The sequence below is a fragment of the Polaromonas sp. genome, from assembly GCF_016185115.1.
Taxonomy (GTDB): Bacteria; Pseudomonadota; Gammaproteobacteria; order Burkholderiales; family Burkholderiaceae_C; genus Polaromonas.
Genome location: NZ_JACPOF010000030.1, coordinates 82370 through 102351, shown reverse-complemented (window position 1 = coordinate 102351; position 19982 = coordinate 82370). Strand labels below are relative to the sequence as shown.

Below are 19982 nucleotides of genomic sequence, written 5' to 3'. Positions count from 1 at the left end.
GGTGGGAGCTTTCTTCGGGGACGGACTGGATTTGGCGGCAGGTTTCGACGGCGTTTTGCTGGCCTGAGCTTTAGTAGATATGGCGGTTTTTTTGACTTTTTCAACCGCCTTTGCAAGTGGCTTTGACTGCTTTGCCGCGGGCTTCAGGACCGGTTTCGCTGCTTTTTTGGCAACGGGGGCGGCTTTGACTGGCTTGGCGGCTGGCTTTTTCGACTTCTGCAAAGGCATTGAAATGTCTCCGTTGGCAAAAATTTGTCAGTAACCACTAGGCAAGCACCGATGATCAACCCGCCCGTGCATAAAGCAAAAGCAGAAGGTCAAAAAATCAGGGCGCAAAAAATGCCCGACGAAAAGAGGGGCAGCCGGCAAGCTGTTTGGGCGAACATTTGGTGTGCAGTCCTTGCGGGAAGTGGCCGTCTCTTTTGAGAGTTTTCCGTGCTTGCGGAAGGCCGATGCCGGAGGTGCTGCTGTCGCGCTTGCCGTATCGAAAGTCGGATTATACCCTAATGCCTGTTTTTTAGGCAAGAAAATCAGGGTATTTTTGTCCTGGTTTTGGTTGTTTTTTGGGCGCGAGGCCGGTTTCAGGCTGTTTTTTTGACGCTGGCTGCCAGTTGCTGGTATCGCTGGCGTGCCACCGGGTCATGCGCCATCTGGGGGATCAGTCCGTCCATTTCACGCATGCGTGCCAGGCGCACCAGCTGGTCGAGGATGCTGCGCACCTCCATCCAGTCACCCTCAATGCCTTCCGGGATCTGCGAAATCTGCGCTATGGCGTGGTTCTCGCTGGCGTGGCCGCGCAGGCCTTCGCGCAATGCCGCCCAGGGCTGGGGGCCATGTTCGTGCAACTGGCTTTCAAGCCATGTGAATAGGGGGCCGTGGGGGGCGGGCAGGGCGCACAGCAACATGTGCTCTTCGCTGGTCAGCCTGTCCCAGCTTTGTGGTTCTGTCAGCAAGAGGCGCAGCACGCGGTCCTCACGGCTGGCGGGCTGCAGGCGGCCAGTGTGGCGGCGTGCAGCTTGCCTGCCGCCGCCGAATGAGGGCGCAGGTGAATGAGGCGCGGTGGGTGAGGCCGAAAAATACGGCTCGGAGCTGGCGTAATCGACCTCGTAGCCCAGTGCTTCCGAATAGCCTGCAAAGTCATCAGATGATGCGCCCTGACTCTTGCCGGCGGGAGAGTCGGAGTGGGAATGCCCGCCTCTGGCGGGCTGGCGCGGTGCGGAGCTGCTGTACCTGGAGCTGCTTTTGCCGGCGCCCTTGTAACCCCCCGCAGCGGGTTGCCACAGCTGCATGAGGTCGCGGATGTCAATCTGCACCTTCTCTGCAATCTCGGTGATGATCTGGCGCTTCAGTGCGCCGTCCGGCAGCAGGTTCCACAGCGGTCGTGCATTGCTGGCCATGTGGGCGCGGCCCTCTGCCGTGTCGAGGTCGCAGTTTTCCGCTGCAGCATCCAGCATGAACCTGCTCAGAGGCACGGCCTTGCTGACATAGGCCGCAAATCCTTCCTGGCCGTGCTCGCGTATATAGCTGTCGGGGTCGTGCTCGGCCGGCAGGAAAAGAAACTTGACGGTGCGCACATCGGTAGCAAAGGGCAGGGCCGCATCCAGTGCCTTGCGCGCTGCCCGGCGTCCGGCGCTGTCGCCATCAAAGCTGAACACCACCGAATCGGTGAATCTGAAAAGCTTTTGCACGTGGTCTGCCGTGCAGGCTGTGCCCAGCGTGGCCACGGCATTGGCAAAACCGTTCTGCGCCAGCGCCACCACGTCCATATAACCTTCGGTCACCAGTGCATAGCCGTGTTCGCGCAGGGCGGTGCGGGCTTCAAACAGGCCGTAGAGTTCGCGCCCCTTGCTGAACACCGGCGTTTCCGGCGAGTTGAGGTATTTGGGTTTTTCGTCGCCGAACACGCGGCCACCGAAACCTATGCATTCACCCTTGACGTTGCGGATGGGAAACATCAGGCGGTCACGGAAGCGGTCGTAGCGTTTGGCCTCGCCCTGAGCATTTTCTTCGCCGGGCTCGCCCGTGATCACCAGGCCGCTTTCAACCAGCAGCGGGTCGTTATAGTCCGGAAACACACTCGCCAGGCTGCGCCAGCCTTCGGGCGCATAGCCCAGGCCAAAGGTCCTGGCAATTTCGCCCGACAGCCCCCGGCTCTTGAAGTAGTTGATGGCCTTCTCGGACCCGCGCAGGTGCTTGATGTAGGCGATGGCGGCCTTTTCAAGCACGCTGGTCAGTGTGGCCTGCTGCTCGCGCATCTGCGCTGCCCTGGCGCGATCTTGCGGCGAGACATCGTCTTCCGGCACCTGTAGGCCGTATTGCTGGGCCAGGTCTTTCACGGCCTCGACAAAGGTCATGCCCGCATGGTCCATCAAAAAACTGATGGCGTTGCCATTCTTGCCGCACCCAAAGCAGTGATAAAACTGCTTGGCCGGGCTGACGCTGAAAGATGGTGACTTTTCGCCATGGAAAGGGCACAGGCCCATGAAATTGGCGCCGCCCTTTTTCAGTTGCACATAGCGGCCCACGATGTCAACGACATCGGCGCGCGCCAGGAGCTCCTGGATAAAAGACTGGGGGATGGCCATACCTGTATTGTGCCCCGAGGCAGCTTGCGCAAAGACCTGTGGGCATGAGCAGGGGCGGTTCTAAAGGTATATCCATTGCCTTATGTCAAAAGCGAAAGGCATTACAGCGCTAATATGGCGAAAGTATTCAACGACGGAGACGAGATGCCCAATATCTACGAACAGGACCTCCCTCAGGCCGAGGCCAACTACGCAGCGCTCTCGCCGCTGTCTTTTATCGAGCGCACGGCTGAGGTTTACCCGCGACGCCTGGCCGTCGTACATGGCAGCCTGCGCCGCAACTGGTCAGAGGTGTTCACGCGCTGCCGTCAACTGGCCAGCGCGCTTGAAAGGCACGGCATAGGCAAGGGCGATACGGTGGCTGTCATGCTGCCCAACACCCCGGCCATGGTGGAGGCCCACTTCGGCATCCCCGTCACGGGTGCAGTCCTGAATGCCCTGAACACACGGCTTGACCCAGAAACGATTGCCTTCATGCTGGACCATGGTGAAGCGAAAGTGGTCCTGGTGGACCCGGAGTTTGCAGGCACCATGAAGAAGGCGTTGACCCTGCGCAAGGCCACCACGCCTGTGCTGGTCATTGATGTGGAGGATGCGGTGTTTACCGGCAAGGCCGAGCACATCGGCAGCATCACCTACGAAGATTTCCTGGCCACCGGCGATGCGGGCTACGCATGGAAGCTGCCCGACAACGAATGGGATGCCATTGCGCTCAACTACACCAGCGGCACTACAGGCAACCCCAAGGGCGTCGTATACCACCACCGTGGCGCGGCGCTGGCGGCAATCTCCAACATCCTGGAATGGGACATGCCCAAACATGCGGTCTATTTGTGGACGCTGCCCATGTTTCACTGCAATGGCTGGACCTTCCCGTGGACGATAGCTGCTCGCGCCGGCGTGAATGTCTGCCTGCGCAAGGTCGAAGCGCAGGCGATCTTTGATGCCATGCGTGATCATGGCGTGACGCACTACTGCGGCGCGCCCATTGTCCACGGCCTGCTGGTCAACGCACCCGATGCGATGAAAGTCGGCCTGCCGCAGGGCGTCAAGGCTTTTGTGGCCGGTGCTGCGCCGCCAGCCTCCATGATCGAGGGCATGGAAGCCATGGGCTTTGACCTGACGCACGTCTATGGCCTGACCGAGGTGTACGGGCCGGCAACAGTGTGCCCGGCACAGGACGGCTGGGACAAGCTCGATGTGGGCGAGCGCGCGCGGCTCAACTCACGCCAGGGCGTGCGTTACCACCTTGAGCGCGACGCGCGCGTGCTCAACCCCGAGACCATGCAGCCGGTGCCCATGGACGGAGAGACCATGGGCGAGATCATGTTCAGGGGCAACATTGGCATGAAGGGTTACCTCAAGAACCCCAAGGCCACGCAGGATGCTTTTGCCGGTGGCTGGTTTCATTCCGGTGACCTGGCAGTCATGTACCCCGACGGCTACATGAAGATCAAGGACCGCAGCAAGGACATCATCATCTCGGGCGGTGAAAACATCTCCTCGATTGAGGTGGAGGATGTGCTCTATCGCCATCCGGCGGTTCTGGCTGCTGCTGTGGTCGCCAAGCCCGATGCGCGCTGGGGGGAAACGCCATGTGCCTTCATTGAACTGAAGGCCGGCGCGAGCACGACCGCTGAAGACATCGTGGCGCATTGCAAGAAGCACATGGCGGCCTTCAAGGTGCCGCGCGCCGTGGTGTTTGGCGAACTGCCCAAGACGTCAACCGGCAAGATACAGAAGTTCGAGCTGCGCAAGCAGGCCGGGTCGGCTGCGGCGATCGACGTTTGACGCTGCGGTCAATGCCCCAGGATTTTTGAGAGAAAGTCCCGGCCCCGGTCTGTGCGGGGTGCCGTGAAAAACGCCTCGGGCGTGTTCTCTTCAACGATCTGCCCCTCATCCATGAAGATGATGCGGTCGCCGACGGCACGGGCAAAGCCCATCTCATGCGTGACGCAAAGCATCGTCATGCCCTGGTCTGCCAGGCTGACGATCACGTCCAGCACTTCCTTGATCATTTCAGGGTCCAGCGCCGAAGTCGGCTCATCAAACAGCATGATCTTGGGCTGCATGCACAGGGTGCGTGCAATGGCCACGCGCTGCTGCTGGCCGCCGGAAAGCTGCAGCGGGTATTTGCCAGCCTGGTCGGCAATGCGCACGCGCTCCAGTTGCGCCATCGCGCGTTCGGCGGCCTCTTTTTTTGACAGCCCGCCCACCCAGACGGGTGCGAGCGTCAGGTTCTCAAGCACCGACAGATGCGGGAACAGGTTGAACTGCTGGAACACCATGCCGACCTGCCGGCGAACGGCTTCAACGGCTTTGGTGTTGTCGCCCAGCACAGTCCCTGCGACGGTGAGCGAGCCTTCCTGGTAGTCCTCCAGTGCATTGACGCAGCGGATGAGTGTGGATTTGCCGGAACCCGATGGCCCGCAGATGACGATGCGTTCACCTGCCGCGATCGACAGGTCGATGTCGCGCAGCACGTGGAAATTGCCAAACCACTTGTTGAGTTTGTTGAAACGGATGATGGGTTCAGTCATTGTTTTTGTGCGCGCTGTGCGCCAGCCGTTTTTCAAGCCGCAGGCTGTAGCGTGACATGGCGTAGCAGAAGGCGAAGTAGATGGCGGCGATAAACAGGTAAGCCTCGATCTTGAAGGGCCGCCAGTTCGGGTCAGAGCCCAGCGCGAGCGACAGCGCCCCGGTCAGCTCGTACAGCGACACGATGGTGACGAGCGAGGTGTCCTTGAACAGCGAGATGAAGTTGTTGACGATGCTTGGTACAACGGCAGCCAGCGCTTGCGGCAGGATGATCCTGCGCTGCGCCTGCCAGTACGACAGGCCCATGCTGGCCGCAGCTTCGATTTGGCCGCGCCCCACGGTCTGCAGGCCTCCGCGAATGATTTCTGCCATGTAGGCCGCCACAAACAGCGTGATGCCTATGACCACCCTGACCAGCACATCGGGCGTTTTGCCCACGGGCATGAACAGCGGAAACATGAAGGACGCCATGAACAGCACAGAGATGAGGGGCACACCGCGTATCAATTCAATGTAGGCCAGGCAGAGCGAACGTATGGCCGGAAGGCTGGAGCGCCTACCAAGCGCCACCAGCACCGAGAGCGGAAAAGCCAGCACCATGGACAGCACGCTCAGCATCAGGGTCAGCGGCAGCCCGCCCCACAGGTCTGTAGGCACCTTCCCCAGCCCTGCCACGCCGCCGCCCATCAGCCCAAAAAACACGGCCAGCCCCGCTGCCCAGACCAGGGCGAGCGACGGTTTCCAGAAGCGTCTGCTGCAACTTGCAAACACCGGCGCCATCAACGCAAAGCTGGCCAGCACGGGCCGCCACTGTTCTTCCTGGGGGTAGCGGCCGAGGAGGATGAAGCGCGCCTTCTCGTTGATCACGCCCCAGCATGCGCCCATGCCGCGCGCTGCCTGGCAGCGGTCTGCGTCAGCCGCAAACACCGCATGCAGCACGCCCCAGTCGATGGCTTTGAACAGCAGCCACAGGGCCAGTGCCAGCAAAAGCAGGGTGATGACGGCATTCGGCGCGTTCGAGAAAAAGTTGGCCCGCAAGCGCGCCATCACGCCAGTGGTGTGCACAGGCGCGGCTCGTGCTGGAATGGGCCGAAAAACCTGGGCCATTGACCTAGCGTTCCTTTATCGCCGCGCGGCGGTTAAACCAGTTCATCAGCGCCGAGGTGATGAGCGACAGCGTCAGGTAGACCGCCATGATGATGGCAATACATTCAACAGCGCGGCCTGACTGGTTCATGGACGTGTTGGCAATCGACACCAGTTCCGGGTAGCCCACTGCCACCGCCAGCGATGAATTTTTGGTCAGGTTGAGGTACTGGTTGGTCAGCGGCGGAATGATGAGGCGAAGTGCTTGCGGCAACACGATGAGGCGCATGGTGCGGGCACGCGAAAGGCCTATGGATGCACCGGCCTCGCGCTGGCCTGCCGGCACCGATGCAATACCGGCCCGCACCACTTCAGCAATGAATGCTGAGGTGTAGAACACAAGGCCCAGCAACACAGCCATGAACTCGGGGCTGAGGCTGCCGCCGCCCTCGACCTGTATCTCGCCGGCAACCGGCACCTGAAAAACCAGGTGCCCCTGTTCCCAGACAAAGGACGGAAAAGCCAGGCCGTTCTTGCTAAGGAAAATAAACTTGCCAATGTTGAGCGCTTCATTCGCCGCAGGCAGGTATTCGACGAACAGCAGGTACCACACCAGCAATTGCAGCAGCAGCGGAATGTTGCGGAACAGCTCGACGTAAGCGTAGCTCAGGCCGCGCAACAGTGCATTGCGCGAGAACCTTGCAACCCCCAGCAGCGTGCCCAGCAGTGTTGCCAGCACACAGCCGATGACGGCCACACGCAGGGTATTCATCAGGCCCACCAGAAAAGCCTTCCAGTAGGGGCTGGTCGCCTCATAGTTGAACCAGTTCTCGCCAATGTCAAAACCGGCGGACTGCGAGAGAAAATCAAAACCGCTCTGTATGCCGCGTGCCCGCATATTGGCCAGCGTGTTGCTGACGAGCAGCCAGCCAAGCAGGGCTATGACTGCGACGGCCAGCAACTGGTAGACAATGCCGCGCGCTTTCGCCCCACGCCATGAGAAAGGCCGCCCGGGAGCTGGCGGCCTTGGCGGGATCAATCCATCTTCTTTTAATGTCACCCGATGCCCGTCATCTCACTGGGGGGGCGTACATCAAGCCGCCTTTGGACCAAAGGTTGTTGCTGCCGCGCGGCAGGCCCAGCGGGCTCTTGGGGCCGACATTGCGTTCAAACATCTCGCCGTAGTTGCCGCTGGCCTTGATGGCGCGTGCCAGCCAGTCCTTGTCCAGGCCCAGCAGCTTGCCGGTGTCTTCCGTAGTGCCCAGCAGGCGGCCGATGTTGGGGTCCTTGCTGTCTTTTTGCAGGGTATCGACATTGGCTTGCGTCACGCCGTATTCCTCGGCTTCGATGAGGCCAAAAACCACCCATTTGGTGATTGCAAAAAACTCGTCGTCACCACGGCGTACGGCGGGGCCGAGAGGTTCCTTTGAGATCAGCTCTGGCAACACCACATGATCGGCAGGCGTCTTGGCTTCCTTGTTGCGGATGGAGGCGAGGCCCGAAGCGTCTGTCGTGTAAGCCTGGCAGCGGCCCGAGAAATAAGCCGCATTGGCAGCGTCGAACTTTTCAAACACCACGGGTTTGATGTTCAGGTTGTTGATGCGCGAGAACTCGCTGAGGTTTTTTTCTGTCGTGGTGCCCGACTGTACGCAGACCGTTGCGCCTTTGAGCTGTTTGGCGCTTTTGACCTTGCTCTTGGTGGGCACCATAAAGCCCTGGCCGTCGTAATACACCACCCCAGTAAACGCCAGGCCCAGCGACACATCGCGTGTCATGGTCCAGGTGGTGTTGCGCGACAGGATGTCGACCTCGCCAGATTGCAGTGCCGCAAAACGCTGCTGTGACACCAGCGGCACCCATTTGACCTTGTTGGCATCACCCAGCACGCTGGCGGCAATCGCACGGCAGACGTCCACGTCGATGCCCGACCACTTGCCGGCACTGTCAGCTTGCGAGAAACCTGCCACGCCGCTGCTGACACCGCAGACCAGCTGGCCGCGGGCCTTGATGGCGTCAAGCGTTTTGCCGGCGTGTGCGGGGACTGCCAGCGCGGCCATCGCGCAGAGTGCGCCGGTGGCCAACCAGTGTTTTTTAAGGGTGTTCAGCATGTTGTGACTCCAGAAGCGGTAGAAATTTCAGTCAGATGGCAAGCAATCGATGTTCGCACAAAGTGCAATCACTCGCCCATCACAATGCCTTCCCGGCGCGGGTCGGCGCCGCCGAAAAAGCCGTTGGGCGTGCGCTGTATGCCCTGCAGGCCGCTGGTCATGTCCTGTTCGCGCACTTCATGGCCGCGTGCGCGCAGCGCTTCAGCGGTGGAGGGCGGGAAGCGCCCGGCTTCGAGCAGGGTCGGGCCGTTGAGTGAACCGAAATTGGGCAGGTTGATGGCCTGCTGGATGTTCAGACCCCAATTCAGCACGCCGTACAGCGTCTTGCCCGTGAAGTGGATGATGACCGCGCCGCCCGGGCTGCCGGTGGTCATGACCAACTGGCCGGTGGCCTTGTCGAACACCAGCGTCGGCGCCATGGACGAACGCGGCCGCTTGCCGCCCTGAACCCGGTTGGCAATGGGCGCGCCTGATGCATCGGTGGGCGCAAAGCTGAAGTCGGTGAGTTCGTTGTTGAGCAAAAAGCCGCCAGCCAGCCCTTTGCCCCGGTTCACCATCTGCCGCGAGCCCCAGGCGTCTTCAATGGTGGTCGTCATGGCAATCGCATTGCCGTACGGGTCGATGATGGAAATGTGCGAGGTGCCGTATTCGATCTGGTCAGGCATCGGCGCATAACTGGATTGCACGCCACCAGGCCGGCCCGGGGTCGCGGTCCTCATGCTTTGCTGGCCTATCAGTTTTGCGCGGCTGGCCAGGTAGGCGGGCTCCAGCAAGCTCATCCAGCTGCCTGCGGGTGGCTGCACAAAGTCGGGGTCGCCCAGGTATTGCGCGCGGTCTGCATAGGCCAGGCGCGATGCCTCGGTGTACAGGTGCAGCCAGTCGGGGCTTGGCAGCACGCTTTCCATCTGGCTGGGGCAGGGCGCGCGTATGCAGCGTATGCCGGTGTCTGTCATGGTGCGCAGCGGCGGCAGGGTGGCGGCCGGCGTGGTGTTCAGCATGCCCAGGATCTGCCCAATGGCAATTGCGCCAGAGCTGGGCGGCGGCATGCCGCACATGCGGTAGTTTTTGCCGGCTGCTGCATAGTCGTAGCACAGCGGGTCGCGCTTTTTGGGCTGGTAGCCAGCCAGGTCGGCCATGCTGAGCTGGCCCGGGTTGGTCGGGTGTTTTTGTACCTTGTCGACGATGGCCTGTGCGACCTCGCCTTCAAGCAGCGCTTTTGATCCGTTGGCCGCGATCTGCTTGAGCACGGCGGCCAGCTCGGGGTTTTTCAGCAGATGGCCCACCGGCCAGGGCCGGCCGTTCGCATCATAAAAATAGGCGAGGGCGACCGGGTCTTTTTTCAGGTGCACTTCAGGCACCAGCAGGGTGTAAAGCCTGCGGCTGACCTTGAAGCCGTCTTCCGACAGCCTGATGGCGGGCTGAAAGAGCTGCGCCCAGGGCAGCTTGCCGTACTGCTTGTGCGCCATCTCCAGCATGCGGACAGCACCGGGTGTGCCGACCGAGCGGCCACCCACCACGGCGTCGTAAAACGCCATGGGTTTGCCGTCTGCGCCTATGAAGAGTTTGTCCGTTGCGGCGGCAGGCGCAGTTTCGCGGCCGTCGAAGGCTTCGACATCCTTGCCGTTGTAGTGCAGCAGGAATGAGCCGCCGGCAATGCCACTCGATTGCGGCTCGACCAGGGCCAGCACCATCTGCACTGCAATCGCTGCATCGACGGCCGAGCCGCCGGCTTTCAGGATCTGGTAGCCCGCATCGGTGGCCAGCGGGTTGGCCGCGGCGACCGAGTATTTGCTGGTCGCCCAGCCGGGCTTTTCGGTATAGCCGGACGAGCCCTCGGGCTGGTCGGGGGTGGTGTAGCTGAAGCTGCCCAGCGATGACGAAGAGGTGCTTGAGCAGGCCGTGAGTACGGCGGCCAGCGTTGCTGTGAGCAGAAGTGGCGTGATCAGGCGTTTCATGTAATCCCCTTGGCTTGGATGTGGGCCATGTTAAGCCGCCGGGGGAATTGCGCGCTGTCGGACGCCAGCCATTTTGAAAGCGCCGGTAAGGGCGGGCAGGCTCCCGTCCTGCCCGGCGGCGACTTATTTCGGTGCGAGGCGGATCGCGCCGTCGAGGCGAATCACTTCGCCGTTGAGCATGTCGTTTTCAATGATGTGTTTGGCCAGCTTGGCGTAGTCCTGCGGGGTGCCCAGACGGCTTGGGAAGGGCACGGCCGCAGCCAGCGAATCCTGGACTTCCTTGGGCATGCCGAACATCATGGGCGTGCCGAAGATGCCTGGGGCAATCGTCATGTTGCGGATGCCGTTACGGGCCAGGTCGCGGGCAATCGGCAGGGTCATGCCGACCACGCCGCCTTTTGAGGCGCTGTAGGCTGCCTGGCCGATCTGGCCGTCATAGGCGGCAACAGAAGCGGTGGAGATCAGCACGCCGCGCTCGCCAGTGGCTTCAGGCTCGTTCTTGCACATGGCGTCAGCCGCCAGGCGAATCATGTTGAAGCTGCCGATCAGGTTGACGGTGATGGTCTTGTTGAACACGGCCAGGCCGTGTGCACCGTTTTTGCCCACGGTTTTTTCGCCGGTAGCGATACCGGCGCAGTTGACCAGACCCATCAGTTTGCCCAGGGAGACAGCCTTGGCCACGACGGCCTGGCCATCGGCTTCCTGGCTCACATCGCACTTGACGAAGGCGCCGCCGATTTCTTTCGCAACCGCTTCGCCTTTTTCAATCTGCATGTCAGCGATGACGACTTTGCCGCCGTTTTCAGCCAGCATGCGCGCCGTGCCTTCGCCCAGACCTGAAGCGCCACCGGTGACGATAAATACCTTGCCTGCGATGTCCATGAGATGTCTTCCTTGAAAAATGAATAAGTGGGTGAGTACGGCGGCGCCAGATTGACGTTTACGTAAAGGTCAATTATGACGCAAGCCCGGAGGCAAAATGAAGTCCTTCCTGCCTCTGGATATCCATGACCTCTCCTGATTTTAAAAAACTGCCCAGGCGCGCTGCCGTGCTGGCAACCCTGGCTTTATCGGCCTTGCTGGCCGCCTGTTCAACGCCCTCGTTTATGCCGGGCACCGCCGCGACTGCCGCTGACAGCACGGCATCGAAAAGGGCACCCAAAATCGGCCTGGCGCTGGGCGGCGGCGCGGCGCGGGGCTTTGCGCATGTGGGCGTGATCGCCGTGCTGGAAGAAGCCGGCCTGAAACCGCAACTGGTGGTGGGCACCTCTGCGGGCAGCCTGGTTGCCGCGCTGTACGCCAGCGGCAAGACCAGCGCGCAGTTGCAGCAGACGGCGCTCAACATGGAGGAGGTTGCCATCACCGACTGGATGCTGCCCATCCTTGGCCGCGGCATGTTCAGGGGCGATGCACTGGCGCGGTATGTGAACGACCTGGTCGCCGGGAAGCTCATCGAAAACATGCCCATGCCGCTGGGCATTGTGGCGACCGACCTGAACAGCGGCCAGGCGGTACTGTTCCAGCGCGGCGACACCGGCACGGCGGTGCGTGCGTCAAGCGCAGTGCCTGCGGTGTTTGTGCCGGTCAAGATCAACGGGCGTGAATACGTTGATGGCGGGCTGGTGTCACCCGTGCCGGTGCGTTATGCGCGGCAGATGGGCGCCGATGTGGTCGTGGCCGTCGATATCTCCAGCCCGCCAGATGGCAACCCGGCCGGCGACACACTGCAGATCCTGCTGCAGACCTTTGCCATCATGGGCAAAACCATCAACCAGTACGAGCTGAAAGACGCTGACGTGGTGGTGCGGCCCTCACTGACCGGCCTGAAGAGTGCCGACTTTTCGGCACGCCAGCGCGCCATCGACTCGGGCAGGGCGGCCATGCAGGCGGCGCTGCCTGCCCTGAGGGCGAAGCTGGAGGCTGCGGCGGCAGGCCGCTAGCCCTCAACCACAGCCCGGGGCGCAGTTTTGGACGCGGCGCAAGTGTGAAGGTGCTATGGTTTTCATAGCTGCTCACGTGCGTGTATATTGGTCTGGAGGCCTATTTGACAGGTTAAAACCGGCTTTTTGGAGGCAATTTTCAGCCCGCGGACCCGCCGGCAGCCTAAAAGTTAACTTGCATATTAACTTTTGACGAAATATTAACGTATACATTAAAAAATTGCTGTATACATTAAAAATTGGTGGTGCTGCGTTTTGAGTAGCCTGGCAAGGCCGACACGCAGGCAGGAAGCAGACTAGAAGCGGGCAAAAAAAAGCCCAGTCGCGAGACTGGGCTTAACTGGATCCATGAAAAGAATTTCGAACGGATCCGAGGAGACAACCGGTTCAGGAGGGCCGCCTTGAAGGCAACCCGTCCGGACTCGCCATCAGCGAATTAACGCTTTTTGGTGGCGGTCTTGGTGGCGCTCACTGCGGAAGCAGCCACGGTGTTGAAGTTGGCTTCTGCCATGTCGGTGGCTTGCTTGACAGCCTTTTGCATGGATTCGAAGGCGTTGTTGGCGGCAGCGACTGCGCTCTTCATGACGGCCACAGCGGTTTCGGAACCGGCAGGTGCGTTCTTGGCAGCGTTGTCGACCAGGCCCAAAACCTTTTTCTGGGCTTCAGCGGATTGAGCTTCGAAGGTCTTGCCGATGTCGGCGCCAGCGCTTGACGCGATGTCATACAGGTGACGGCTGTAGGCAGCGGTCTTTTCAGCCAGGGGCTGGACCATACCAGCTTGCAGGGCCAGCAGTTCCTGTGCGTCTTTCACGCCCAGCACGGCTTGCGTGTGGTTTGCGGTTTCTGCCAGGGCTGCCTTGGTGGCTTGCACGTTCAGCTCGACCAGCTTCTCAACGCCTTCAAAGGCCTTGTGGGTCAGACCAAACAGGGTTTCGATGTTGGCTTTGTGGGAAGCGATGATTTGTTCAGCGGTCAGCATAATTAATCTCCAATATAGTGAATAAGGGTTTGAAAACTAGTTGCTGCGCTGAATTGCTGCACTGCAACATGACCTGAAGTATAGGGATTACCCGCAGCGCATGCAAGCACTTTTTGTTGCGCTGCACCATTTTAGTTGCGACGCCCTATTTCAGGCCTTTGAAAACCCGCTTTCTCCAGCGAAAACGCTTTGTGTCACCAGTCCCCCGGAAAGTCTCTTGAAAGCTTTTTACGCCGATAACTTCGTCTTGCCCCTGCCTGAAGGGCACCGCTTCCCGATGGCCAAATACGGCCTGCTGCGCGACCGCGTGGTGGCCGAACTGCCGCAGGTACGCATGGCGCAGGCCCCCGCGGCCAGCGATGGCGAACTGGCACTGGTGCACACACCTGCCTATGTCGCCGCCATCACGCACGGCACCTTGCCCGCAGCGGCACAGCGTGAGATCGGCTTCCCCTGGAGCCCGGGCATGTCGGAGCGGGCCAGGCGCTCCGCCGGCGCCACCGTGGCTGCGTCGCGCGTCGCGCTCGGCCTGGGCGCAGGCAGGCCCGAGGGCGTGGCCGGCAACATGGCCGGCGGCACGCACCATTCATACGCCCACAAGGGCGGCGGGTTTTGTGTTTTCAACGATGCCGCAGTGGCTGCACGTTTGATGCAGGCGGAGTGGGCTAGGCATTTCAGACAGTCCAGAAAACCCCTGCAGGTCGCCATCATTGACCTGGATGTGCACCAGGGCAACGGCACGGCCAGCATCTTTGCCAACGACGCCAGCGTGTTCACGCTTTCCATCCACGGCGAGAAGAACTTTCCCTTCCGCAAGGAGACCAGCGACCTGGATGTGGAGTTGCCGGACGGCTGCACTGACGGCCCTTATCTGGAGGCGCTGGAGCGCGCCCTGGAAGAGCTTGAACGCCGCATCGAACCGGGACTGGTCTTCTTTCTGGCCGGCGCCGACCCTTTTGAAGGCGACAGGCTGGGCCGGCTCAAGCTCAGTTGCGACGGGCTGGAGGCGCGTGACCGCCGCGTCTTTGACTGGGCCTGGCAGCGCCGCATACCACTGGCGTTCTCGATGGCCGGGGGGTACGGCGTGAAGATAGACGAGACCGTGCAGGTGCAGGTGAACACTTACCGCGTCGCGCTTGAATACTGGCGGCGCTGGAATCCGTAGTGGGCAAAATGCGCCCGCATCAGGCACTGGCAAAATAAGTGCTCATGACTTCCCCCACCCGCCCCCAGGCTGAACCCCGCAGCGCCTTCAAGGCCTTTCGTCCCATTGGCACCCGATGGTCCGACAACGACGTATACGGCCACGTCAACAACGTCGTCTACTACAGCTGGTTTGACACCGCCATCAACGGCCTGCTGATTGACAGGGGCGCCATCGATATCCACGCCGGCAAGGTCATCGGACTGGTGATCGAAACCCAGTGCAATTACTTTGCGCCGCTGGCCTTTCCCGAGAATGTTGTTGCCGGTATTCGCGTGGCGCACATCGGTTCTTCCAGCGTGCGCTACGAAGTCGGCCTGTTCCCTGAAGATGCCGCGCAAACCTGTGCGGCGCGCGGGCATTTCATCCATGTGTATGTGGACCGCGACACACGCCGGCCCGTGCCCCTGCCGCCCGAATTACTTTCTGTACTGGAGACCCTCAAGTGAATGCTGCCATTTCCGAAGCCCGCGCCAATGCGGTTGATGAGGCCATAGAGAGCCGCCAGTCGATGCGCGAGTTTTTGCCCAAACCGGTGGCAAAGGAAACCATTGCGCACATTCTCGAAGTGGCCAGCCGTGCGCCATCGGGCACCAACACCCAGCCCTGGAAGACCTATGTGCTGCAGGGCGCCAGCCGCGATGCCCTGGTCGACAAGGTGGTTGCGGCCCATGATGCCCTGCGCGCCGACCCTTCGCTGGCATCGCAATACCGCGAGGAATACGACTACTACCCCGAGAAGTGGGTTTCGCCCTACATTGACCGCCGCCGCGAAAACGGCTGGGGCCTGTACGGCCTGCTGGGCATCACCAAGGGCGACAAGGACAAGATGCATGCCCAGCACCAGCGCAACTACCGTTTTTTCGATGCGCCAGTGGGTTTGATGTTCACCATGGACAAGGTCATGGGCCGCGGCTCGCTGGTTGACTACGGCATGTTTTTGCAGAACATCATGGTCGCAGCGCGCGGCCACGGCCTGCATACCTGCCCACAGGCCGCGTGGAATGGCTTCGCCAGCATCATCCTGCCGCATATTGGCGCGGGGCCTGACGAGATGCTGGTCTGCGGCATGGCGCTGGGTTATGCAGACGAAACTGCGCATGTCAATACCTTCCGCACGCCGCGCGTGCCGGCGGCGGAGTTCACGACCTGGCTGGACTGAATAGCCCCCACGCTCCCCCACTTCGTGTGGGTCGCTGCCCCCCGAGGGGGCTGGCCTTGCTTGGGGCGGCCCTGCGCTGCGGCCCAGTAGCCCCCACTGTCGCTCACTGCGTGTAGCGCCCTGCCCCCCGAGGGGGCCGCTGCGCCTGCTGCACGGCAAAGCCGGTTCCGCGGCCCCGGCTTGAAGGGATCGGTACTTACCGACGCCTGCTTCGCAACCGAACGGACGCTGCCACTTGCGGGTAAAGTCAGAGGTTCGTGAAAAGGCTGGTTCAGCCCCTGTGCTGCCACTTTTTCTCTTCTTTTAATTCAGCGCTTTTCGGCCTGCATGATTCGGGCGCAGGGGCGCTGCATCTCATCCAGAAAGACACCGCCATGGCCATCACCACCAACCCTTCCGGCTTGCAATATGAAGACACCGTTCTCGGCTCGGGCGCCATCGCCAGGGCTGGCCAGAACGTCAAGGTGCATTACACCGGCTGGCTTTACAACGGCGGTGTGCAGGGCGCCAAGTTCGACTCCAGCAAGGACCGCGGCCAGCCGTTCGAGTTCTCGTTGGGCGCGGGCCAGGTCATCAAGGGCTGGGACGAGGGCGTGCAGGGCATGTCGGTCGGCGGTACGCGCCGCCTCATCATCCCGGCTGAGCTGGGTTATGGCGCACGCGGCGCTGGTGGTGTGATCCCGCCTAACGCCACGCTGCTGTTTGAAGTTGATTTTCTGGGCTGAGTGCCCGGAGGGTCAGCAAACAAGAATAGGCCAAGAGACAAGTTTCTGCGTACCCGGATTTTTCAATGATTATTACGAGCCTGCTGGATACCGACCTGTATAAATTCACCATGATGCAGGTGGTGTTGCACCAGTTTCCGGGTGCGGAAGTCGAATACCGTTTCAAGTGCCGTAACGCGGGTTCACCGGGCATCCAGGACCTCGCACCCTACGTCAACGAGATCCGCGAAGAGATCCGCGGCCTCTGCAGCCTGCGCTTTCAGGATGCAGAACTGGCCTACCTCAAGGCCATGCGCTTTATCAAGAGCGACTTTGTCGACTTTCTCGGCATCTTCAGGCTCAATGAAAAGTATGTCACCGTGACGGCCCAGCCTTCGGGCGAGATCGAGGTGTCGATCAAGGGCCCCTGGCTGCACACCATCCTGTTTGAAATCCCCGTGCTGGCCATCATCAACGAGGTCTACTTTCGCAACACTCAAAAGAAGCCTGACCTGGCGGAGGGCCGCAAACGGCTGGACACCAAAATTCTCGAACTTCAGGCCGATGGGCTGCATGAGCTCAAGATCGCCGACTACGGCACGCGCCGGCGCTTCGGCAAGGACTGGCATGAAGAGGTGCTGCGCACCCTGAGTTCCCGGCTGGGCACAGGCCCTACAGGCCAGTTTGCCGGCACCAGCAATGTGCTCTTCGCGATGAAGCTGGGCATTCTGCCCCTGGGCACCATGGCGCATGAATACCTTCAGGCCTGCCAGGGGCTGGGTCCGCGGCTGCGCGACAGCCAGGTTTTTGGTTTTGAATCCTGGGCAAAAGAGTATCGCGGTGACCTCGGCATTGCGCTGTCGGATGTCTATGGCATGAGCGCCTTCCTGCGCGACTTCGACATGTATTTCTGCAAGCTGTTTGACGGTGCGCGCCATGACAGTGGCGACCCCTTCCAGTGGGGCGAGCGCATGCTGGCGCACTACGTCAAGAACCGCGTAGACCCCAAAACCAAAACACTCATCTTCAGTGATGGCCTGACCGTGCCGCGCACCATAGAGCTCTACCAGCAGTTCCGCGGCCGTTGCCAGCTGGCTTTCGGCATTGGCACCAACCTCACGAACGATCTGGGTTATGACCCGCTGCAGATTGTCATCAAGATGATTCGTTGCAATGGCCAGCCCGTGGCCAAGCTGTCCGATACACCATCCAAGAACATGTGCGATGACGAAAAGTACTTAGCCTACCTGCGTCAGGTTTTCGAAATTGCATGAGACGGGCGCGCACTGCGCAGCCATCCAACCCATGAAGGTTTATTGACATGAGCAAACCCCGGATTCTGGTGGCGAGGGAGATTTTTCCCGAGGTCATCGCGCGTCTTGAAAAGCATTTTGAAGTCGAGTACAACTCGGCCGATGAGGCCTGGTCGCCAGCCCAGCTGATTGCGCACTTGCAAGGCAAAAGCGGTGTGTTCACCACCGGCAGCAATCGCATCGATGCTGAAGTTCTCAAGGCCTGCCCGGAACTGAAAATCTGCGCCAACATGGCTGTCGGGTACAACAACTTCGACATCGGGGCGATGACGGCGGCCGGGGTGCTGGCCACCAACACCCCGGATGTGCTGACCGAAACCACCGCCGATTTTGGTTTCGCATTGCTCATGGCTGCAGCCCGCCGCATGACGGAAAGCGAGCATTACCTGCGCGCCGGCAAGTGGACCAAATGGAGCTTCGACATGTTTGCCGGCTCTGACATTCACGGATCAACGCTCGGCATCCTTGGCATGGGGCGGATAGGGCAGGGCATTGCGCGCCGCGGTGCGCTCGGCTTTGGCATGAAGGTGATTTACCACAACCGTTCAAGGCTGGATGCATCGCTTGAGGCCGAATGCAAGGCCAGTTACGTCAGCAAGAAGGAGCTGCTTGAAACTGCCGATCACCTGGTGCTGGTGCTGCCGTATTCCCCGGAGTCTCACCATGCGATTGGTGCGGCGGAGCTTGCCATGATGAAACCCACCGCAACCCTGGTCAACATCGCCCGCGGCGGTATCGTGGACGATGCGGCGCTCGCCAGGGCGTTGCGTCACAAACAGATCGCTGCCGCCGGTATCGACGTGTTCGAAGGCGAACCTTCGGTGCATCCCGATTTGCTGACTGTGCCCAACGTGGTGCTGACGCCGCACATTGCCAGCGCCACGGTTCCGACGCGGCTGGCCATGGCGAATCTGGCGGCTGACAACCTGATCGAATTCTTCAGTGGCAGAACCCCACCTTCGCCCGTGAACCCGGCTGTGCTTGCAGGAAGATAAGCATGCCTGAAATTGCCGTCTGGCTGTCTGTGGTCCTGCTGGTTTTGATCCTGCTGTTGCTGGTTTGGCTGGTCACGCGCAAACCTGTGGCCGACACGGACGGCGCGGCAAAGCTTCTTGCAGATATCCGCGCCGGGCATGACAAGCTCGAGCGTGACGTGCGGCAGGAAATCGGCGACAACGCCCGCGCGAGCCGGCAGGAGCTTGCCACCACGTTCGCAACCTTCCAGCAGGCGCTGGTGCAGCAGGGCGCGGAGTCGACGCGTACCCAGAACGCGCAGATCGACGCTTTCTCGCAGCAACTCACGCTGCTGCAGAAATCGCTGGCCGACACGCTGAACACGCAGCTGCAGGGCTTGAGCGATGCCAATGCGCGCCGCCTTGCAGAGGTCCGTGAAACGATGGAAAAGCAGCTCGCGCAACTGCAGGAGAGCAATGCCGCCAAGCTCGACGAGATGCGCAGGACGGTCGACGAGAAGCTGCAAACCACGCTCGAAGCGCGTCTGGGTGAAAGCTTCAAGCAGGTTGCCGACCGGCTGGAGCAGGTGCACAAGGGCCTGGGTGAAATGCAGACGCTGGCCCAGGGTGTCGGTGACCTCAAGCATTTGCTGACCAACGTCAAGACCCGCGGCATTTTTGGCGAGGCCCAACTCGAGGCCCTGCTCGAACAGGTGTTTGCCGCAGAGCAATACGCGGCGCAGGTGTGCACCCGGCCCGGCACCCGCAACACGGTGGACTTTGCGATCCGGTTGCCCGGACGCAATGCGCATGGCGAGCCGCTGTGGCTGCCCATCGATGCGAAATTCCCGAACGAAGATTACGAACGCCTGCTCGATGCCCAGCAGCGCGCCGACCCGATAGCGGCGGAGCTGGCAGGCAAGGCGCTCGAGGCCCGCATCTGGCTGGAGGCCCGTTCGATCGAAGAGAAATACATCGAGCCGCCGCACACCACCGATTTCGCCATCCTGTTCCTGCCGACGGAAGGCCTGTATGCGGAGGTATTGCGTCGCCCCGACCTGATGCAGGGCCTGCAGCGCAGGCACCGTATTGTGCTGGCCGGCCCGACGACCCTGCTGGCGATTCTCAACTCCCTTCAGATGGGTTTCAGAACCCTGGCGCTCGAGAAGCGTTCCAGCGAAGTCTGGCAGGTGCTGGGCGCGGTGAAAGCCGAGTTCACCAAGTTTGGCGATGTGCTGTCGAAAGTGAAAGCGCAAACCCAGACGGTGCTGAACACGCTCGACCAGGCGCAGACGCGCAGCAATGTCATGCACCGTGCCTTGCGGCAGGTGGAAGCCTTGCCGGAAGGGCAGTCCAAAGCGATTTTGCCGCCCGCAGACGAAGGTGATGAAACCCTGCCGTGAATCCGGTTTGCCATCAAATAGATAGCCACATGGCCCGCCAGGCCGTATGGTG

General features: G+C 61.0%; 18 protein-coding genes. 10 read left to right on the top strand and 8 right to left on the bottom strand.

Going from position 1 to position 19982, the window contains the following annotated elements; genetic code table 11:
- Positions 1 to 91: 91 nt before the first annotated feature.
- On the top strand, positions 92 to 262 hold the full coding sequence (locus HYX42_RS21480) for a hypothetical protein (RefSeq protein WP_293407035.1): 171 nt from the start codon (positions 92 to 94) through the stop codon (positions 260 to 262).
- Positions 263 to 581: 319 nt separating this feature from the next.
- On the opposite strand, the gene dnaG is transcribed toward HYX42_RS21480, so the two are convergent.
- Positions 582 to 2585, bottom strand: a complete 2004-nt coding sequence (gene dnaG, locus HYX42_RS21475; protein ID WP_293407034.1) for a DNA primase — start codon at positions 2583 to 2585, stop codon at positions 582 to 584.
- Between the two features lie 144 nt (positions 2586 to 2729).
- On the opposite strand from dnaG, the gene HYX42_RS21470 reads away from it, so the two are divergent.
- Positions 2730 to 4376 (top strand): acyl-CoA synthetase, encoded by a 1647-nt coding sequence (locus HYX42_RS21470; RefSeq protein ID WP_293407033.1) that lies wholly within the window; start codon positions 2730 to 2732, stop codon positions 4374 to 4376.
- Positions 4377 to 4384: 8 nt separating this feature from the next.
- Here HYX42_RS21470 and HYX42_RS21465 read toward each other — a convergent pair whose 3' ends face one another.
- The 6 genes from HYX42_RS21465 to HYX42_RS21440 form a co-directional block, all read right to left on the bottom strand.
- Positions 4385 to 5125 carry an amino acid ABC transporter ATP-binding protein gene (locus HYX42_RS21465; protein ID WP_293407032.1) on the bottom strand — a complete coding sequence of 247 codons (741 nt, stop codon included), beginning with the start codon at positions 5123 to 5125 and terminating at the stop codon, positions 4385 to 4387.
- Entirely contained in the window at positions 5118 to 6230 is a 1113-nt protein-coding gene (locus tag HYX42_RS21460; protein WP_293407031.1) for an amino acid ABC transporter permease, read from the bottom strand. The genes HYX42_RS21465 and HYX42_RS21460 overlap by 8 nt, the downstream gene beginning before the upstream one ends.
- 4 nt (positions 6231 to 6234) lie before the next feature.
- The gene (locus tag HYX42_RS21455; RefSeq protein ID WP_293407030.1) at positions 6235 to 7248 is read right to left on the bottom strand and encodes an ABC transporter permease subunit; all 1014 of its coding nucleotides are present in this window, start codon (positions 7246 to 7248) and stop codon (positions 6235 to 6237) included.
- Positions 7249 to 7279: 31 nt separating this feature from the next.
- Positions 7280 to 8317 carry an amino acid ABC transporter substrate-binding protein gene (locus tag HYX42_RS21450; protein ID WP_293407029.1) on the bottom strand — a complete coding sequence of 346 codons (1038 nt, stop codon included), beginning with the start codon at positions 8315 to 8317 and terminating at the stop codon, positions 7280 to 7282.
- Positions 8318 to 8385: 68 nt separating this feature from the next.
- On the bottom strand, positions 8386 to 10272 hold the full coding sequence (locus HYX42_RS21445; protein WP_293407028.1) for a gamma-glutamyltransferase family protein: 1887 nt from the start codon (positions 10270 to 10272) through the stop codon (positions 8386 to 8388).
- 123 nt (positions 10273 to 10395) lie between these two features.
- Entirely contained in the window at positions 10396 to 11154 is a 759-nt protein-coding gene (locus tag HYX42_RS21440) for a 3-hydroxyacyl-CoA dehydrogenase (RefSeq protein WP_293407026.1), read from the bottom strand.
- Positions 11155 to 11378: 224 nt separating this feature from the next.
- Between HYX42_RS21440 and HYX42_RS21435 the strand changes: the two genes are divergently transcribed.
- Complete coding sequence (locus HYX42_RS21435) at positions 11379 to 12212, top strand: patatin-like phospholipase family protein (RefSeq protein WP_293407729.1); 834 nt, start codon at positions 11379 to 11381, stop codon at positions 12210 to 12212.
- A gap of 436 nt (positions 12213 to 12648) precedes the next feature.
- Here the strand turns inward: HYX42_RS21435 and HYX42_RS21430 are convergent, their stop codons facing one another.
- Entirely contained in the window at positions 12649 to 13194 is a 546-nt protein-coding gene (locus tag HYX42_RS21430) for a phasin family protein (RefSeq protein WP_293407728.1), read from the bottom strand.
- Between the two features lie 214 nt (positions 13195 to 13408).
- Between HYX42_RS21430 and HYX42_RS21425 the strand changes: the two genes are divergently transcribed.
- From HYX42_RS21425 to rmuC, 7 genes are all read left to right on the top strand, one after another.
- Positions 13409 to 14356 (top strand): histone deacetylase, encoded by a 948-nt coding sequence (locus HYX42_RS21425; protein WP_293407025.1) that lies wholly within the window; start codon positions 13409 to 13411, stop codon positions 14354 to 14356.
- A 44-nt stretch (positions 14357 to 14400) separates the two neighbouring features.
- Complete coding sequence (locus HYX42_RS21420; protein ID WP_293407024.1) at positions 14401 to 14844, top strand: thioesterase family protein; 444 nt, start codon at positions 14401 to 14403, stop codon at positions 14842 to 14844.
- Positions 14841 to 15557 (top strand): nitroreductase, encoded by a 717-nt coding sequence (locus HYX42_RS21415; protein WP_293407023.1) that lies wholly within the window; start codon positions 14841 to 14843, stop codon positions 15555 to 15557. The genes HYX42_RS21420 and HYX42_RS21415 overlap by 4 nt, the downstream gene beginning before the upstream one ends.
- Before the next feature lie 374 nt (positions 15558 to 15931).
- Positions 15932 to 16282 (top strand): FKBP-type peptidyl-prolyl cis-trans isomerase, encoded by a 351-nt coding sequence (locus HYX42_RS21410; protein ID WP_293407022.1) that lies wholly within the window; start codon positions 15932 to 15934, stop codon positions 16280 to 16282.
- Between the two features lie 65 nt (positions 16283 to 16347).
- Positions 16348 to 17535 carry a nicotinate phosphoribosyltransferase gene (pncB, locus tag HYX42_RS21405; RefSeq protein ID WP_293407021.1) on the top strand — a complete coding sequence of 396 codons (1188 nt, stop codon included), beginning with the start codon at positions 16348 to 16350 and terminating at the stop codon, positions 17533 to 17535.
- A 47-nt stretch (positions 17536 to 17582) separates the two neighbouring features.
- Positions 17583 to 18569, top strand: coding sequence for a D-glycerate dehydrogenase (locus HYX42_RS21400; protein ID WP_293407020.1), 987 nt, complete (start codon positions 17583 to 17585; stop codon positions 18567 to 18569).
- A 2-nt stretch (positions 18570 to 18571) separates the two neighbouring features.
- The gene (gene rmuC / locus HYX42_RS21395; RefSeq protein ID WP_293407017.1) at positions 18572 to 19930 is read left to right on the top strand and encodes a DNA recombination protein RmuC; all 1359 of its coding nucleotides are present in this window, start codon (positions 18572 to 18574) and stop codon (positions 19928 to 19930) included.
- The last annotated feature ends 52 nt before the right edge of the window (positions 19931 to 19982 follow it).

What these genes read in the sequence shown, in the direction of transcription:
- rmuC (WP_293407017.1), top strand. Translation starts at nt 18,572, where the DNA reads ATGCCTGAAATTGCCGTCTGGCTGTCTGTGGTCCTGCTGGTTTTGATC.
- HYX42_RS21450 (WP_293407029.1), bottom strand. Translation starts at nt 8,317, where the DNA reads ATGCTGAACACCCTTAAAAAACACTGGTTGGCCACCGGCGCACTCTGC.
- HYX42_RS21420 (WP_293407024.1), top strand. Translation starts at nt 14,401, where the DNA reads ATGACTTCCCCCACCCGCCCCCAGGCTGAACCCCGCAGCGCCTTCAAG.
- HYX42_RS21470 (WP_293407033.1), top strand. Translation starts at nt 2,730, where the DNA reads ATGCCCAATATCTACGAACAGGACCTCCCTCAGGCCGAGGCCAACTAC.
- dnaG (WP_293407034.1), bottom strand. Translation starts at nt 2,585, where the DNA reads ATGGCCATCCCCCAGTCTTTTATCCAGGAGCTCCTGGCGCGCGCCGAT.
- HYX42_RS21445 (WP_293407028.1), bottom strand. Translation starts at nt 10,272, where the DNA reads ATGAAACGCCTGATCACGCCACTTCTGCTCACAGCAACGCTGGCCGCC.
- HYX42_RS21460 (WP_293407031.1), bottom strand. Translation starts at nt 6,230, where the DNA reads ATGGCCCAGGTTTTTCGGCCCATTCCAGCACGAGCCGCGCCTGTGCAC.
- HYX42_RS21440 (WP_293407026.1), bottom strand. Translation starts at nt 11,154, where the DNA reads ATGGACATCGCAGGCAAGGTATTTATCGTCACCGGTGGCGCTTCAGGT.
- pncB (WP_293407021.1), top strand. Translation starts at nt 16,348, where the DNA reads ATGATTATTACGAGCCTGCTGGATACCGACCTGTATAAATTCACCATG.
- HYX42_RS21410 (WP_293407022.1), top strand. Translation starts at nt 15,932, where the DNA reads ATGGCCATCACCACCAACCCTTCCGGCTTGCAATATGAAGACACCGTT.
- HYX42_RS21435 (WP_293407729.1), top strand. Translation starts at nt 11,379, where the DNA reads ATGCCGGGCACCGCCGCGACTGCCGCTGACAGCACGGCATCGAAAAGG.
- HYX42_RS21465 (WP_293407032.1), bottom strand. Translation starts at nt 5,125, where the DNA reads ATGACTGAACCCATCATCCGTTTCAACAAACTCAACAAGTGGTTTGGC.
- HYX42_RS21400 (WP_293407020.1), top strand. Translation starts at nt 17,583, where the DNA reads ATGAGCAAACCCCGGATTCTGGTGGCGAGGGAGATTTTTCCCGAGGTC.